Source organism: Aequorivita sp. IT1282, assembly GCF_058068205.1.
In genome coordinates this window covers 34,741-48,577 of sequence record NZ_JBYRHR010000004.1, presented here as the reverse complement: position 1 = coordinate 48,577, position 13,837 = coordinate 34,741, and the positions used below count along the sequence as shown (strand labels likewise).

The window sequence follows — 13,837 nt, the reverse complement described above, 5'->3', positions numbered from 1 at the left end:
CAGTTCAATGAAAGCGCTTTGAATTTGCATTGAATAGAGATTTTTTATGGAAAAGATTATTGACGAAAAAACACAAGGAAACACACTCACTTTAGAAGCACGTGAGGGCAATTCTCGAAAATTATATATTGAAAGTTATGGCTGTGCTATGAATTTTAGCGACAGCGAGATTGTAGCTTCAATTCTCGCAGACCAAGGTTATAACACCACAAATTTATTAGAAGAGGCAGATTTAGTTTTGGTAAACACCTGCTCTATTCGCGATAAGGCCGAGCAAACCGTTCGCAAACGTTTGGAAAAATACAATGCCGTAAAACGAATTAACCCAAAGATGAAAGTGGGCGTTTTGGGCTGTATGGCGGAACGCTTAAAAGAAAAATTTCTTGAAGAAGAAAAAATAGTCGATTTAGTAGTTGGGCCAGATGCGTACAAAGATCTTCCTAATTTGCTAAAAGAAGTAGAAGAAGGCCGCGATGCTGTGAATGTAATTCTTTCGAAAGAAGAAACTTATGGCGATATTTCGCCAGTTAGATTGGGCGGCAATGGAATAACCGCTTACGTTAGCATTACCCGTGGTTGCGATAATATGTGTACGTTTTGCGTGGTTCCTTTTACCCGTGGTCGCGAACGCAGCCGCGATCCGCAGAGTATTTTAGGCGAAGTGAATGATCTCGCTGAAAAAGGTTACAAAGAAATAACGCTTCTTGGTCAGAATGTGGACAGCTATTTATGGTACGGTGGTGGTTTGAAAAAAGACTTCAAAACTGCTTCAGAAATGCAGAAGGCTACGGCAACAGATTTTGCCCAATTGCTTGATATGACTGCAGCAGCGCATCCCGAAATGCGCATTCGTTTTTCAACAAGCAACCCACAAGATATGCACGAAGAGGTTTTGCATATTGTTGCAAAACACGACAATATTTGCAATCATATTCACCTTCCCGTGCAAAGTGGAAGCACGCGGATTTTGAAAGAAATGAACCGTCAGCATACCCGTGAAGAATACTTGAAATTAATTGATAGAATTTCTGAAATTATTCCAGAATGTTCCGTTTCGCAAGATATGATTATTGGTTTTCCAACTGAAACAGAGGAAGATCACGAAGCTACTATGAGCTTGATGGAATATGTAAAATACAGTTTTGGGTATATGTATAAATATTCCGAAAGGCCCGGAACTACGGCTGCCCGAAAGCTTGTTGACGACATACCCGAAGAAACAAAAAGCCGTAGATTAACTGAAATTGTGAACCTTCAGCAAAAACACAGTGCCCTGCGCACTGCACAATATTTAGGTAAAACCGTAAAGGTTTTAATTGAAAAAGAATCTAAAAAGAATAAAGATGAATGGAGCGGAAGAACCGAGCATAATAATGTAGCGGTTTTTCCGAAGAAAAATTATAAAGCAGGAGAATTTGTAAATGTAAAAATAACCGATTGCACTACGGCTACCCTAATTGGTGAAGCTGTGGGATACTCTGAAAATAATTAGTAAAAATAATAGTATCTTGAGGTATTACCAAAATACATAATTATGAGACATTTTATTCTTCTACTTAGTGTAATTTTTAGTTTGTACGGATGTACCAATAATGACAATGATGTAGTTCAAGAAGAAGAACAGGAACAAAACACTGAACTAAAAATTAAGAAATTTACCATTACGAAAGCTTCTAATCAAAACACACGTATAGAATATTATTTTGATGAAGACGCTAAACCAATTCAATATTTTAATACCGAAAATGGTATTGATAGAATTAAAATGGATGTTTTATACAACAATTTAGGACAGTTAACGGGAGTTGTAGGTTTTCTATTTTTTGAAGGTCAATCAGAACTTTGGTTTTACACTGAAAATGAATACAACAACTCTAATGAGCTTGAACAAATTAATAGATTTGACGAAAATGGCTCTTATTTTGGAGCAATAGCAGCTACTCACTTTCAGGATAGCATTCAAGTTCAAAAACGATTTTTCGAAGATGGGGATACTAATTATACATTAATATTTGGAGCAAACAACCTACTGATTCAAGAGAATTTAGAACCTCATGCCTGGAATTCTAACCCTACAGTAACAAAATACTCTTATAATAACGGAAACCTTATAAATATAAAGGAAGAATCTGGCAGCTATATCTACGACATAGATTATGAACTTGACGATAAAATAAATCCGTTGCACCCTGTACTTATGAGGGATTATAAAAGTTTTATTTTGGATGATATTGGCCTTTACCTAGCCTTTAATAGAACATATTCCTATTCAAAAAACAACATTACATCTTATAATAACTATGGCAATTTGCGGATTATAACATATCAATATAATGATTTGGATTACCCTATTAGTGCCGAGGTTACTATAGATGGAGAACTATTTGAGTTATTTAGCTACGAATATTATTAAGAACAAAAAATAAGAGATTCCTGCCTTCGCGGGAAGTTACTATGGAAAGCATACAAGCAACAAAACAAAGATTCGGAATAATAGGCAACGACCCAAAACTGAACCGTGCCGTAGAAAAAGCAATTCAAGTAGCACCCACTGATATTTCGGTATTGGTTACCGGTGAAAGTGGCGTTGGTAAAGAAAGTATTCCAAAAATAATTCATTCTCTTTCGCACAGAAAACACGGAAAATACATTGCCGTAAACTGTGGTGCAATTCCTGAAGGAACTATTGACAGCGAACTTTTTGGTCACGAAAAAGGATCGTTTACGGGAGCTACGGCTGCGCGAAGCGGTTATTTTGAAGTAGCTGATGGCGGAACAATTTTCCTCGATGAAGTTGGCGAATTGCCGCTGCCCACGCAGGTGCGTTTACTTCGTGTTTTGGAGAATGGCGAATTTTTAAAAGTAGGGTCTTCCGCAGCACAAAAAACCGATGTTCGCATTGTGGCCGCAACCAATGTAAAAATGGTTGAGGCAATTGAAAAGGGAAAATTTAGAGAAGACCTTTATTATCGCTTAAGCACGGTGGAAATAAACTTACCGCCGTTACGCGAGCGGGAGGAAGACATTCATTTGCTTTTTAGAAAGTTTGCCGCAGATTTTGCGCAGAAATACAAAATGCCCACCATTCGCTTAAATGATCGAGCGGTAGAAATACTTTTAAAATACCGTTGGAGCGGAAACATTCGTCAATTGCGTAACGTGGCGGAACAAATTTCGGTTTTGGAACAATCTCGCGAAATTACGTATGAAACTCTAAAACATTATCTGCCAGACATGGGCAGCAATCTTCCGGCAGTTGTAAATTCGAAAAAATCTGAAAGCGATTTCGGTAGCGAAAGAGAAATTCTTTACAAAGTTCTTTTTGATATGAAACGCGATGTAAACGACCTTAAAAAGCTTACATTGGAATTGATGAAAACTGGTAATGCGGCAAAGGTAAAAGAAGAGCAATCGTCACTTATTAATAAAATTTATTCAGATGATCACGAAGCCGAAGAGGAATTGGCTTCAATCATTGACGAAGAAAACAACGATTCAGACAATGATGTGGAGGTTTTCAGTATTCCCGAACATAGCTCTGAACAACGAAAAGACAAATACGAGTATGCCGAAGATATTGAGGAAGAAGAAAATCTTTCACTTCAGCAAAAAGAATTGGAACTCATAAAAAAATCACTCGAAAAATACAGCGGAAAACGAAAAGACGCCGCAGATGAGTTGGGTATTTCAGAGCGAACTTTATATAGAAAAATTAAGCAATACGACTTGTAGGCACGTGATTCATTGCGTGCATCGGTGTTCAGAAAATTAAAGAAAGATTAAAGTAAATGTTAAAAACATATTCAATTTTAGTATTGTTAATCGCAGCAATTACTTTGCAAAGCTGCGGCCCGTATTCGTTCACTGGAGCAGATATTAATTACGCCACTACCAAAACGGTTCAGGTAGCTTATTTTCAGAACAACGCTCCAATTGTAGAGCCAGGGATTGCGCTCGATTTCACACAAAAATTGCAGGATTTATTACTTAATCAGACTAGTTTAGACCTTGTAAATAGTAATGGCGATTTGGTTTATGAGGGCGAAATTACTCAGTTTTACATTGCGCCAATCACGGCAACTTCTACCAGCACAGCCGCACAAAACAGACTAACCATAGCTGTAAGTGTACGGTTTTACAACACAAAAGACCCATTGAAAGATTTTGAGCAACCGTTTAGTTTTTATTATGATTATCCCGGAACAACTCAATTAACAGGTTCAAAACTTGACGCCGCTGTCGATATTATTTTTGAACGAATAACACAAGATATTTTTAACAAATCACTTGCAAATTGGTAGGCTTTTGAAAACTTCAAACTTTACATATCTACTCGCCAATCCACAGAAAATAACTTCTGAGGATTTGGCAGCGTTGGATTTGATTATAAAAAAATATCCCTATTTCCAAAGCGCTCGTGCGTTGCAACTTAAAGGTTTAAAAAATCAGGATAGTTTTCTGTATAACGATGCTTTAAAACTTACAGCTGCTCATACCACAGACCGCGATATTCTTTTTGAATACATTACTTCAGAAAAATTTATTCAAAATGAAATTTCCCAAACAATTTTACAGCACGATGCTTCGGTAGAAAAGATAATTGTTGTGGCCGAAAATGTTTCAGAACAAATAAGCCTTGAAATAGATAAGCAGATTAAAGCCGAAATGCAGAAGGCAGAGGACATTTTAAATCCAGAACTTTTTCAGAGAAAAGTTACTTCTATTAGCAATTTGGTTGAAAAGAAGCTGGAAGAACCATCAACTGAAGCTGATAAGCCCGTAGCGCAATTACAGCCAGACAAACCTTTAGAATTCACGCAAAACGACACGCATTCATTTTCTGAATGGTTAAAACTTACAAAAGCAAAACCTATTAAGCGTTCCGAAGAAATTTCAGACGGAGCAGACTTGTCGACCGTAGCTTCAGCGAAAGAGAAAAATTTAGCGAAGGAGGACATTTTAGCGCTGGAGGAAAAAGAGCGGAAATCTGAGTTAATAGACAAGTTTATACAGGAAAGACCTAAAATAATTCCTTCAGAATCACAAAAAAATTCACAAAAAGAAGAGCCAAAAAATATTTCTGCACTGCACGCTCAAACTCCCGAGTCGCTGATGACGGAGACTTTGGCTAAAGTTTATTTGCAACAAAAGAACTATAAAAAAGCAATTCAAGCATATAAAATTTTAATTTTGAAAAATCCCGAAAAAAGTGGTTTCTTTGCAGACCAAATTCGGGCAATAGAAAAATTGATTAATTCAGAACAATCATGAGTACTTTTACAATATTTTTAATTTTGATAATGATAGTGGCCTTTTTATTGGTCGTAGTTATAATGGTTCAAAACCCTAAAGGTGGTGGGCTTTCATCGTCGTTTGGCGGTGGCGGTGGCGCACAAATTGGTGGTGTACAGAAAACGAGTGACTTTTTAGATAAAAGTACTTGGACGCTTGCAACTATTATGTTAGCGCTTATTTTATTTTCTAACGTTTTTATTATGGGCGGTAACAGCTTGCAGTCAAAAACGTTTGATGAAAATGCGATTCAAAACACAATTCCTGCGGTACCAACAACCACAAATACCCCAACAGAAAATACTGAAGGAGCTAACTAATTCCTTCTAAAATATATTTTAAAATGCCAGCTTATGACAAGCTGGCATTTTTGTTTTATATACTGTCAGTTTATGGGCAGTGGCACAATTTCTGCCAATTAGCTATCATAACATTAGAACATAAGTTTAACAGATTTCCGCTTTTGCGGAAGAATAAAAATTAATTTTATATGGCATTAAAAATTCAACCACTTGCAGACCGTGTTTTGGTTCAGCCACAAGAGGCAGAAACAAAAACAGCTTCGGGATTGTATATTCCAGATTCTGCAAAAGAAAAACCACAACAAGGAAAAGTAGTAGCTGTTGGTAAAGGAAAAGAAGACCACAAAATGACCGTGAAAGTTGGCGATACCGTGCTTTACGGAAAATACTCTGGCAGCGAATTAAAGTTTGACAGTAAAGACTATCTCATTATGCGTGAAGATGATATTTTAGCCATCATCTAACCATTTCAAAATAAATTCAAAAAAAAATAGATTAATCACAGCTTAAGGCATATTGCCAAAAGCATAAAGCATTTTAAAAAAATGGCAAAAGATATAAAATTTGATGTTGACGCCCGCGACGCTATAAAACGCGGTGTTGACGCATTGGCAAACGCAGTAAAAGTAACTTTAGGCCCAAAGGGTCGTAACGTAATTATAAGCAAATCTTTTGGTGCACCACAAGTAACTAAAGATGGTGTTACCGTTGCAAAAGAAATTGAATTACAAGATCCGCTTGAAAACATGGGCGCTCAAATGGTGAAAGAAGTTGCTTCAAAAACCAACGATCTTGCGGGTGATGGAACAACAACTGCTACAGTTTTAGCACAGGCAATCGTTAAAGAAGGCCTTAAAAACGTTGCAGCGGGAGCAAACCCAATGGATTTGAAACGTGGTATTGACAAAGCTGTTACAGCTATCGTGAAAGATCTTGAAAGACAAACTACGAAAGTTGGAAATTCTTCTGAAATGATAAAGCAAGTTGCTTCTATCTCTTCAAACAACGACGAACTAATTGGCGAGTTAATTGCTAAAGCTTTCGGAAAAGTTGGTAAAGAAGGTGTTATAACTGTTGAAGAGTCTAAAGGAACTGAAACCTACGTTGATGTTGTTGAAGGAATGCAGTTTGACCGCGGATATCTTTCTCCTTACTTCGTAACAGATACCGAAAAAATGCAAACTGAATTGGAAAACCCAATGATTTTGCTTTACGATAAGAAAATTTCTTCAATGAAAGATTTACTTCCTATTCTTGAGCCAGTGGCACAACAAGGAAAATCTTTATTGATTATTGCTGAAGATGTAGACGGTGAAGCATTGGCTACTTTAGTAGTTAACAAACTTCGTGGTTCGTTAAAAATTGCAGCTGTAAAAGCTCCAGGTTTTGGTGACAGAAGAAAAGCAATGCTTGAAGATATAGCAGTACTAACAGGCGGAACCCTAATCTCTGAAGAGCGAGGTTTCACTTTAGAAAACGCTACTATTGATATGTTAGGTTCTGCTGAAACTGTAACTATTGATAAAGACAACACTACGATTGTTAATGGTGCTGGAGATAAAAAGGACATTAAAGATCGTGTGAACCAAATAAAATCTCAAATAGAATCTACTACAAGCGATTACGACAAAGAGAAATTGCAAGAGCGTTTAGCCAAATTGGCTGGCGGAGTTGCCGTTCTTTATGTAGGTGCTGCTTCTGAAGTAGAAATGAAAGAGAAAAAAGATAGAGTTGACGACGCACTTCACGCAACCCGTGCGGCTGTGGAAGAAGGAATCGTTGCTGGTGGTGGTGTTGCTTTAGTTCGCGCCATAGAAGTGCTTAAAAAGCTTACAACTGATACTCTTGATGAAGCAACTGGAATTCAAATTGTGGCTCGTGCCATTGAATCTCCACTTCGTACCATTGTTGAAAATGCAGGTGGCGAAGGTTCTGTAGTTATTAATAAAGTTTTGGAAGGCAAGAAAAACTTCGGTTACGATGCAAAATCTGAAACGTATGTTGATATGATAAAAGCAGGAATCATCGATCCTAAGAAAGTAACCCGTATCGCGTTAGAAAACGCTGCATCGGTTGCAGGAATGATTCTTACTACTGAATGTGCTTTGGTAGATATTAAAGAAGATAATGCCGGTGGCGGAATGCCAGGTGGTATGGGCGGTGGAATGCCCGGGATGATGTAGTATATCGTTGAGAAAAGGCATGCCTTTTCCCAACTCAGTACGCAGTTTAACCTAACAGGTCTCTAAGACCTGTTAGGTTTTTTTTATTTTAACTTAATTGCGCTTTCGGTTTGGATCCTGATAAGTATTAAAAATCGAATAAATAATAATAGTATTATCTATCACTTCATAAATAATCACATAGGGAAACCTACCTAATGGAAGTTCGCGATAACTAGGTTTTCTTTTAATTTGAAAAATCGGGATTTCAGTTTTAAGTATATCAAAATAACTCTGAAGATGCATCAAAAAATCAAAGCCCAACCCTACTTGTTTAGATTCGTACCAATCTACGGCATCATTTATTTCATCCTCCGCCTCTGGCTTTATCAGTAGATTAAAAGCCATGCTTTTTAATGATTTTCTCTTTTACTTCATTCCATGTTAGTGATTCAGATTCTCCGGCCAAATGCTTGCGTCTGCGCTCATCAACAATTTGATAATGTGATTCAGGTACTTGTGAAGTATAATTATCCTCGTTTAAATCTTCAAAAATTCTTTTCAAATAATTTAAATTTTTATCATCTGCAATTATTTCAGAAAACTGATTCTTAAGCTTTTCTCTAAGTTTTGTCGTTTCCATAATAATATTATTTATTCAAATATACTTCAAAATTCCTAAAATGTAACCTCAACTTCTTTCAGATTACCGTCTCTTTCAACAGTTACCATTGCTGCTTGACCCTTTTCAAACATTGAAAGGCTCTTCATATAACTCATCATATCAGTCACTTCAAAATCGCCCATTTTTACTACTACATCGCCTTTCTGAAGGCCCGCTTTTTGTGCGGGACGGTCTTCACTAATGCCATCAATTCGCATTCCTTTTCCGCCGAAAAGATAATCGGGCACAACGCCCAAAGTCACTTTAAAATCGGGCACCGCTTCGCTTTCATTTTTAGTTTTTCTAAAAGGAAGTTTTGGCTGATTGTCCAAATCCTTAATGATGCTAAAAATGTAATTTGAAACAACTTCCATTCCTTCAAAATTTACCTTTTCGGTGTCGTCGCCAGGTTTGTGGTAATCTTCGTGCTGCCCAGTAAAAAAGTGAAGTACCGGAATATCTGCCAAATAAAATGAAGTATGATCGCTCGGACCAACGCCACTTTCATTCTCAATGATTTTTAAATCGCCCGCGTTTGCAATTACAGTTTGCTTTAAAATTGGCGATGTTCCAAGACCGTAAACGGCTAAAGTGTTTTCAGCATTAAGCCTTCCCACCATATCCATATTCAGCATATAGGTTACTTTTTTGGTATCTATTGTTGGGGTTTTAACGAAATAATTTGAACCCAATAAACCCTCTTCTTCCCCAGAAAAAGCGATAAAAAGATAGTTGTTCATTTTCGGAGAATCTTTCTTCTGAAGAGAATCTGCCAAATGCAATAGCATTGCTACCCCACTCGCATTATCGTCGGCACCGTTATGAATTGCATCGCCCTCTCTGTAAAGCGAACCTTCGCCGCCCATTCCTAAATGGTCGTAATGCGCGCCAATTACAACCGTATTTGCCGCCTTGTTATCCAAATATGCAATTACGTTAACCGCAGTTTCTGTACTGTCATTATTTTCTGAAGTGAATTCTGCCTCTTGATGTGGATTCTTGCTGGATTTAAAAGTGAATTTTTGAAAATACCCGTCAGTTCCTTTTGGCTGCAGTCCTAAATCTGCAAACCGTTTCGCAATGTACTTTGCAGCTTTTTTTTCACCTTCAGAACCTGTTTTTCTTCCGTTTAAACTATCGTTTGCCAAAACGGAAACGTCGTCTTTCATACTTACAGATTTCACTTTCGCTTCCTTACAGGAGAAAACCACTAATGTCAGAAATATTACTAAAATTACACGCATATCATTACTTTTGTTCAAAAGTACACTAAAAATGAAAGTATTATATACGCTGCTCATTGTTTCGGTTTTAGCAAGTTGTAAAAACGAAGTGAAAGAAGAAAAAATCTCGGCTCCGATGGGAGACCGAATTGAAAAAACAAACTCAGCTTTACTTGACCCGCAAACAAAAGACACGCTAATTTATTCTGAAGAAAAGCACTTCAAAAATATTCGTCAAGTAACTTTTGGAGGCGATAATGCCGAAGCGTATTGGAGTTTTGACGACAGTAAACTCACCTTCCAAAGCAATTATAAAAGTTGGGGTGTTAACTGCGACCAAATGTTTTTGATGAATGCAGACGAAACTTTTAAAGACAAGCAACCACCAATGGTAAGCACGGGAAAAGGGCGTACTACTTGCAGTTATTTTATGCCGGATGGAAAACATATTGTTTACGGAAGCACACATTTAAAAGATAAAAATTGTCCAGAAGTTCCGCTGAAAAAGGAAGGGAAATACGTTTGGCCAGTTTATGATAGCTTCGATATTTTTGTCTCAGATTTAGAAGGGAATATTACCGCTCAACTCACTAAAGAACCAGGTTACGACGCCGAAGCAACCGTTTCGCCTAAGGGCGATAAGATAGTTTTCACATCCATGCGAAGTGGCGATTTGGAACTTTACACCATGGATCTTGATGGAAAAAACGTAAAACAGATTACTGATGAATTAGGTTATGATGGCGGGGCATTCTTTTCGCCAGATGGTACAAAATTAATTTTTCGCGCTTCCCGTCCAAAAACAGAAGCAGCGATAAAAGAATACAAAGATTTGCTCGCTCAAGGTTTGGTACAACCTACAGAGATGGAGCTTTTTATTTGCAACGCAGACGGAAGCGAACTCCGCCAGCTTACACATTTAGGGAATGCAAACTGGGCGCCCTTCTTTCATCCTTCGGGTGAAAAGATTTTGTTTTCCAGCAATTTTGAAGCAGAAAAAGGATTTCCGTTTAATCTTTATTTAATTGATATTGACGGCAAAAATCTAGAACGCGTTACCCATGGCGAAACGTTTGATGCTTTCCCCGTTTTTTCAAATGACGGAAAAAAGTTGGCGTTTTCGAGCAACAGAAATAATGGCGGAGGGCGCGACACCAACCTTTTTATTGCTGAATGGCAAGACTAATAATTCCTGCGAAGGCAGGAATCTGTAAATCAAACCGTCATTGAATTTCATTAAATTATATAGAATCCACTTCCTTTTTGCGATAGCTTCTATCGCATTCTACTTCAGTTTTGCATACAATGTAGAGCGAAGTGATTTTACAAAACTTATTTCACTTTACGCGGCACTTTTTTTTGTTGCCTATCTTTCTATTGAAAAATTAAAACTGAATTTTTGGCTTTTGGCAGGATTCGGAATTGTTTTCCGACTAGTTTTCATTCCTGTAATTCCAAATCTCTCGCAGGATTTTTATCGGTTTCTTTGGGATGGGCGGTTACTTATGCAAGGGGTAAGCCCATACATTTTTACGCCAGACACTTCGGATGCGCTGGGGGAAAATGTCGCTCAATCGCAGCAATTAATAGAGGGAATGGGTGCGCTAAATGCCAGCCATTTCAGTAATTATCCGCCTATCAATCAATTGTTTTTTACCATTGCAGCTTTGTTTGCTGGGAAAAGTATTTTGGGATCTGTGGTTGTACTGCGAGTGCTAATTATTTTAGCAGATATTGGCATTCTTTACTTCGGGAAAAAAATACTGGAGAAACTAAATCTTCCCATTAAAAACATCTTTTGGTATTTTCTGAATCCATTTATTATCATTGAACTTACGGGAAATCTGCATTTTGAAGGCGTTATGCTTTTCTTTTTTGTTTGGGCACTTTATTTACTTTTTAAAGGAAAATGGGCTTGGGCAGCAATTTTAATTGGAATTTCTGTTTCGGTGAAATTAATTCCGTTATTGTTATTGCCTTTGTTCTTGAAATATTTCAGCAATAAAAATAAAACCCCTAAGATTTTGAAAACCTTTGGGGTTTCAGTTAAAAGACTCGTCGGATTTTATTTAATTATCGGATTAACAGTGGTACTCCCTTTTCTTCCATTTCTTTCCTCAGAATTTATTCAAAACTTCGCTGCAACCATCGGACTGTGGTTTCAAAATTTTGAATTTAATGCGAGTGTTTATTATGTAATTCGATGGATAGGGTTTCAGATTGTGGGTTGGAATATTATTGAAACCGTTGGAAAGATTCTACCTGTTTTAGTGCTGCTTTTTGTTTTGGGAATTTCTTTTTTCAGAAATAACAAAACCCCTCAACAATTGCTAACTGCAATGCTTTTTGCAATTTCATTTTACTTTTTATTATCAACCACCGTACATCCGTGGTATATAGCCACTCCCCTTTTACTTTCAGTTTTCACCAAATATAAATTCCCGATTGTTTGGAGTTTTGTGGTTGTACTTAGTTATTCAGCCTACGGAAAAGAAGGGTTTGATGAAAAACTTTGGTTGGTTGCTTTGGAATATGTGTTGGTGATTGGAATTGCAACTTGGGAGATATTTCTTCCAAAAAATAAACCTGTCAGGTTTTAAAAACCTGACAGGTTAGAATGATTTACTTTTTTACTCTTTCGAGCTTATAAAAATCTTTTCTTCTATCTTTCAAATTCCGCACTGCACCAAATGTGTGCAATTCGCGAAGTAAATCTAAATCTACATCGGCCACCAAAATCATTTCAGTATTTGTGGTTGCCTCCGCTTTTATTCCGTTGCTGGGGAAAGAGAAGTCGCATGGTGTGAAAACAGCACTTTGGGCGTACTGTATATCCATGTTATGCACTTTCGGTAAGTTACCAACACTTCCGGCGATAGCTACGTAACATTCGTTCTCAATAGCTCTTGCTTGAGCACATAATCTTACGCGCGAATATCCGTTTTGGGTATCGGTCAAGAATGGTACGAAAAGAATATCCATTCCTTCATCTGATAGTAATCTTGATAGTTCAGGAAATTCAGAATCATAACATATTAACACACCTATTTTTCCGCAATCGGTATCAAATGTTTTTAGAGAGTTTCCGTTCACCATTCCCCAAACGCGTTCTTCATCTGGAGTAACGTGTATTTTTTCATAACGTTCTACACTTCCGTCGCGACGACATAGGTAGCCTACGTTGTACAATTTACCACGAACCATTTCGGGCATACTGCCAGTGATGATATTTATATTGTACGATATAGAAAGTTGAGAAAGTTTTTCGGTAATCTCTTTAGTGTATTTGGCTAGTTCACGAATGGCATCTGGCTCGCTCATGTGGTTGTATTCTGCCATAAGCGGTGCGTTGAAAAATTCAGGAAACATTGCAAAATCACATCTGTAACCAGCTACACAATCTATAAAATATTCAGCTTGATGCATCAGCTCCTCCATTCCGGAATAGCTTCGCATTTGCCATTGAATTAAGCCTAGTCTTACTACACTTTTAATTGCAGATACCCTAGGTTTTTTTTCTGGTTTGGTGTAATAAATATTATCCCATTCCATCAAAACCGCAAACTCACCCGAAGCCTTATCGCCTTCCAAATAACCCTTCAACACACGTACTGGGTGAAAATCGTTCGAAATTTGAAAGTTTAAAACTGGGTCGTCAATTTGTTTGCGTTTTACTTTTTCAATGTATTGTTTTGGCGAAAGTTTATCGGAATGTAAATGATAGTTTGGCATTCTTCCTCCGAAAACGATACTCTTCAAATTTAAATTTTCGCAGAGTTCTTTTCTATAATCGTATAATCTTCTACCTAAACGCAGACCACGAAAATCTGGACGGATAAAAACATCTATTCCGTAAAGCACATCGCCTTCGGTATCGTGGATTTTAAAGGTTGGATCGTCGGTAATATCTTTATAGTTGTGTTTTTCACCCAGTTCGTCAAAATCAACAATAATTGAAAGTGCGCAACCGGCAATCTGACCATCCGCCATAATAACTACTTGACCCTCGGGAAAAATGTCTATTAAGCTTCCTATTTCGTCTATTTTCCAATAGCTGTTTGGCATACCACCATAAGATTGAATGGTCGCTTTCTTCAAGGCTTCATAGTCTTCAATCGTTAAAAACTTCAGCTCTATGTTATCAATTTTTTGTGGTTCCATTATCTTCTATTTAGACTTAGCTTACTATTTTTT

Annotated in this window: 14 protein-coding genes; 10 read left to right on the top strand and 4 right to left on the bottom strand. The window is 37.4% G+C overall.

The annotated features are described in order from the left end of the window. The first annotated feature begins 46 nt into the window (after positions 1–46). The 8 genes from miaB (at position 47) to groL (ending at position 7,777) form a co-directional block, all read left to right on the top strand. A complete protein-coding gene (gene miaB / locus AC3RVG_RS09635) occupies positions 47–1,492 on the top strand; it encodes a tRNA (N6-isopentenyl adenosine(37)-C2)-methylthiotransferase MiaB (protein WP_489691254.1) in 1,446 nt (481 codons plus the stop codon). Between the two features lie 42 nt (positions 1,493–1,534). Continuing rightward, positions 1,535–2,413, top strand: a complete 879-nt coding sequence (locus tag AC3RVG_RS09630; protein WP_489691253.1) for a hypothetical protein — start codon at positions 1,535–1,537, stop codon at positions 2,411–2,413. 41 nt (positions 2,414–2,454) lie between these two features. After that, the gene (locus AC3RVG_RS09625; protein ID WP_489691252.1) at positions 2,455–3,732 is read left to right on the top strand and encodes a sigma-54 interaction domain-containing protein; all 1,278 of its coding nucleotides are present in this window, start codon (positions 2,455–2,457) and stop codon (positions 3,730–3,732) included. A 56-nt stretch (positions 3,733–3,788) separates the two neighbouring features. Further along, the gene (locus AC3RVG_RS09620) at positions 3,789–4,301 is read left to right on the top strand and encodes an LptE family protein (protein WP_489691251.1); all 513 of its coding nucleotides are present in this window, start codon (positions 3,789–3,791) and stop codon (positions 4,299–4,301) included. A gap of 4 nt (positions 4,302–4,305) precedes the next feature. After that, complete coding sequence (locus AC3RVG_RS09615) at positions 4,306–5,271, top strand: DUF8458 domain-containing protein (RefSeq protein ID WP_489691250.1); 966 nt, start codon at positions 4,306–4,308, stop codon at positions 5,269–5,271. Further along, entirely contained in the window at positions 5,268–5,612 is a 345-nt protein-coding gene (gene secG / locus AC3RVG_RS09610) for a preprotein translocase subunit SecG (protein ID WP_489691249.1), read from the top strand. The genes AC3RVG_RS09615 and secG overlap by 4 nt, the downstream gene beginning before the upstream one ends. Before the next feature lie 170 nt (positions 5,613–5,782). Next, positions 5,783–6,058: a co-chaperone GroES gene (locus AC3RVG_RS09605; protein ID WP_489691248.1), complete on the top strand. Its 276-nt coding sequence runs from the start codon at positions 5,783–5,785 to the stop codon at positions 6,056–6,058. Positions 6,059–6,139: 81 nt separating this feature from the next. Beyond that, positions 6,140–7,777, top strand: a complete 1,638-nt coding sequence (gene groL / locus AC3RVG_RS09600; RefSeq protein WP_489691247.1) for a chaperonin GroEL — start codon at positions 6,140–6,142, stop codon at positions 7,775–7,777. Between the two features lie 93 nt (positions 7,778–7,870). Here groL and AC3RVG_RS09595 read toward each other — a convergent pair whose 3' ends face one another. The 3 genes from AC3RVG_RS09595 to AC3RVG_RS09585 are packed head-to-tail and all read right to left on the bottom strand — an operon-like array spanning position 7,871 to position 9,664. After that, entirely contained in the window at positions 7,871–8,164 is a 294-nt protein-coding gene (locus AC3RVG_RS09595) for a type II toxin-antitoxin system RelE/ParE family toxin (protein ID WP_489691246.1), read from the bottom strand. Then, on the bottom strand, positions 8,154–8,399 hold the full coding sequence (locus AC3RVG_RS09590; RefSeq protein ID WP_489691245.1) for an addiction module protein: 246 nt from the start codon (positions 8,397–8,399) through the stop codon (positions 8,154–8,156). Before AC3RVG_RS09590 ends, AC3RVG_RS09595 begins: the two co-directional genes overlap by 11 nt. A 35-nt stretch (positions 8,400–8,434) precedes the next feature. Next, on the bottom strand, positions 8,435–9,664 hold the full coding sequence (locus tag AC3RVG_RS09585) for a M28 family peptidase (protein ID WP_489691597.1): 1,230 nt from the start codon (positions 9,662–9,664) through the stop codon (positions 8,435–8,437). Between the two features lie 31 nt (positions 9,665–9,695). Between AC3RVG_RS09585 and AC3RVG_RS09580 the strand changes: the two genes are divergently transcribed. Together AC3RVG_RS09580 and AC3RVG_RS09575 are read left to right on the top strand one after the other, a co-directional pair. Then, positions 9,696–10,829, top strand: coding sequence for a TolB family protein (locus tag AC3RVG_RS09580; RefSeq protein ID WP_489691244.1), 1,134 nt, complete (start codon positions 9,696–9,698; stop codon positions 10,827–10,829). A 40-nt stretch (positions 10,830–10,869) separates the two neighbouring features. Continuing rightward, positions 10,870–12,243: an MptA/MptB family glycosyltransferase gene (locus tag AC3RVG_RS09575; protein WP_489691243.1), complete on the top strand. Its 1,374-nt coding sequence runs from the start codon at positions 10,870–10,872 to the stop codon at positions 12,241–12,243. Between the two features lie 22 nt (positions 12,244–12,265). On the opposite strand, the gene AC3RVG_RS09570 is transcribed toward AC3RVG_RS09575, so the two are convergent. Further along, the gene (locus tag AC3RVG_RS09570) at positions 12,266–13,804 is read right to left on the bottom strand and encodes a carbon-nitrogen hydrolase family protein (protein ID WP_489691242.1); all 1,539 of its coding nucleotides are present in this window, start codon (positions 13,802–13,804) and stop codon (positions 12,266–12,268) included. Positions 13,805–13,837: the final 33 nt, after the last annotated feature.

Excerpts from the sequence above, each read along its gene's own strand:
- AC3RVG_RS09580 (WP_489691244.1), top strand. The coding sequence starts at position 9,696 with ATGAAAGTATTATATACGCTGCTCATTGTTTCGGTTTTAGCAAGTTGT.
- secG (WP_489691249.1), top strand. The coding sequence starts at position 5,268 with ATGAGTACTTTTACAATATTTTTAATTTTGATAATGATAGTGGCCTTT.
- miaB (WP_489691254.1), top strand. The coding sequence starts at position 47 with ATGGAAAAGATTATTGACGAAAAAACACAAGGAAACACACTCACTTTA.
- AC3RVG_RS09590 (WP_489691245.1), bottom strand. The coding sequence starts at position 8,399 with ATGGAAACGACAAAACTTAGAGAAAAGCTTAAGAATCAGTTTTCTGAA.
- AC3RVG_RS09605 (WP_489691248.1), top strand. The coding sequence starts at position 5,783 with ATGGCATTAAAAATTCAACCACTTGCAGACCGTGTTTTGGTTCAGCCA.
- AC3RVG_RS09595 (WP_489691246.1), bottom strand. The coding sequence starts at position 8,164 with ATGGCTTTTAATCTACTGATAAAGCCAGAGGCGGAGGATGAAATAAAT.
- AC3RVG_RS09620 (WP_489691251.1), top strand. The coding sequence starts at position 3,789 with ATGTTAAAAACATATTCAATTTTAGTATTGTTAATCGCAGCAATTACT.
- AC3RVG_RS09570 (WP_489691242.1), bottom strand. The coding sequence starts at position 13,804 with ATGGAACCACAAAAAATTGATAACATAGAGCTGAAGTTTTTAACGATT.
- groL (WP_489691247.1), top strand. The coding sequence starts at position 6,140 with ATGGCAAAAGATATAAAATTTGATGTTGACGCCCGCGACGCTATAAAA.
- AC3RVG_RS09585 (WP_489691597.1), bottom strand. The coding sequence starts at position 9,664 with ATGCGTGTAATTTTAGTAATATTTCTGACATTAGTGGTTTTCTCCTGT.
- AC3RVG_RS09630 (WP_489691253.1), top strand. The coding sequence starts at position 1,535 with ATGAGACATTTTATTCTTCTACTTAGTGTAATTTTTAGTTTGTACGGA.
- AC3RVG_RS09625 (WP_489691252.1), top strand. The coding sequence starts at position 2,455 with ATGGAAAGCATACAAGCAACAAAACAAAGATTCGGAATAATAGGCAAC.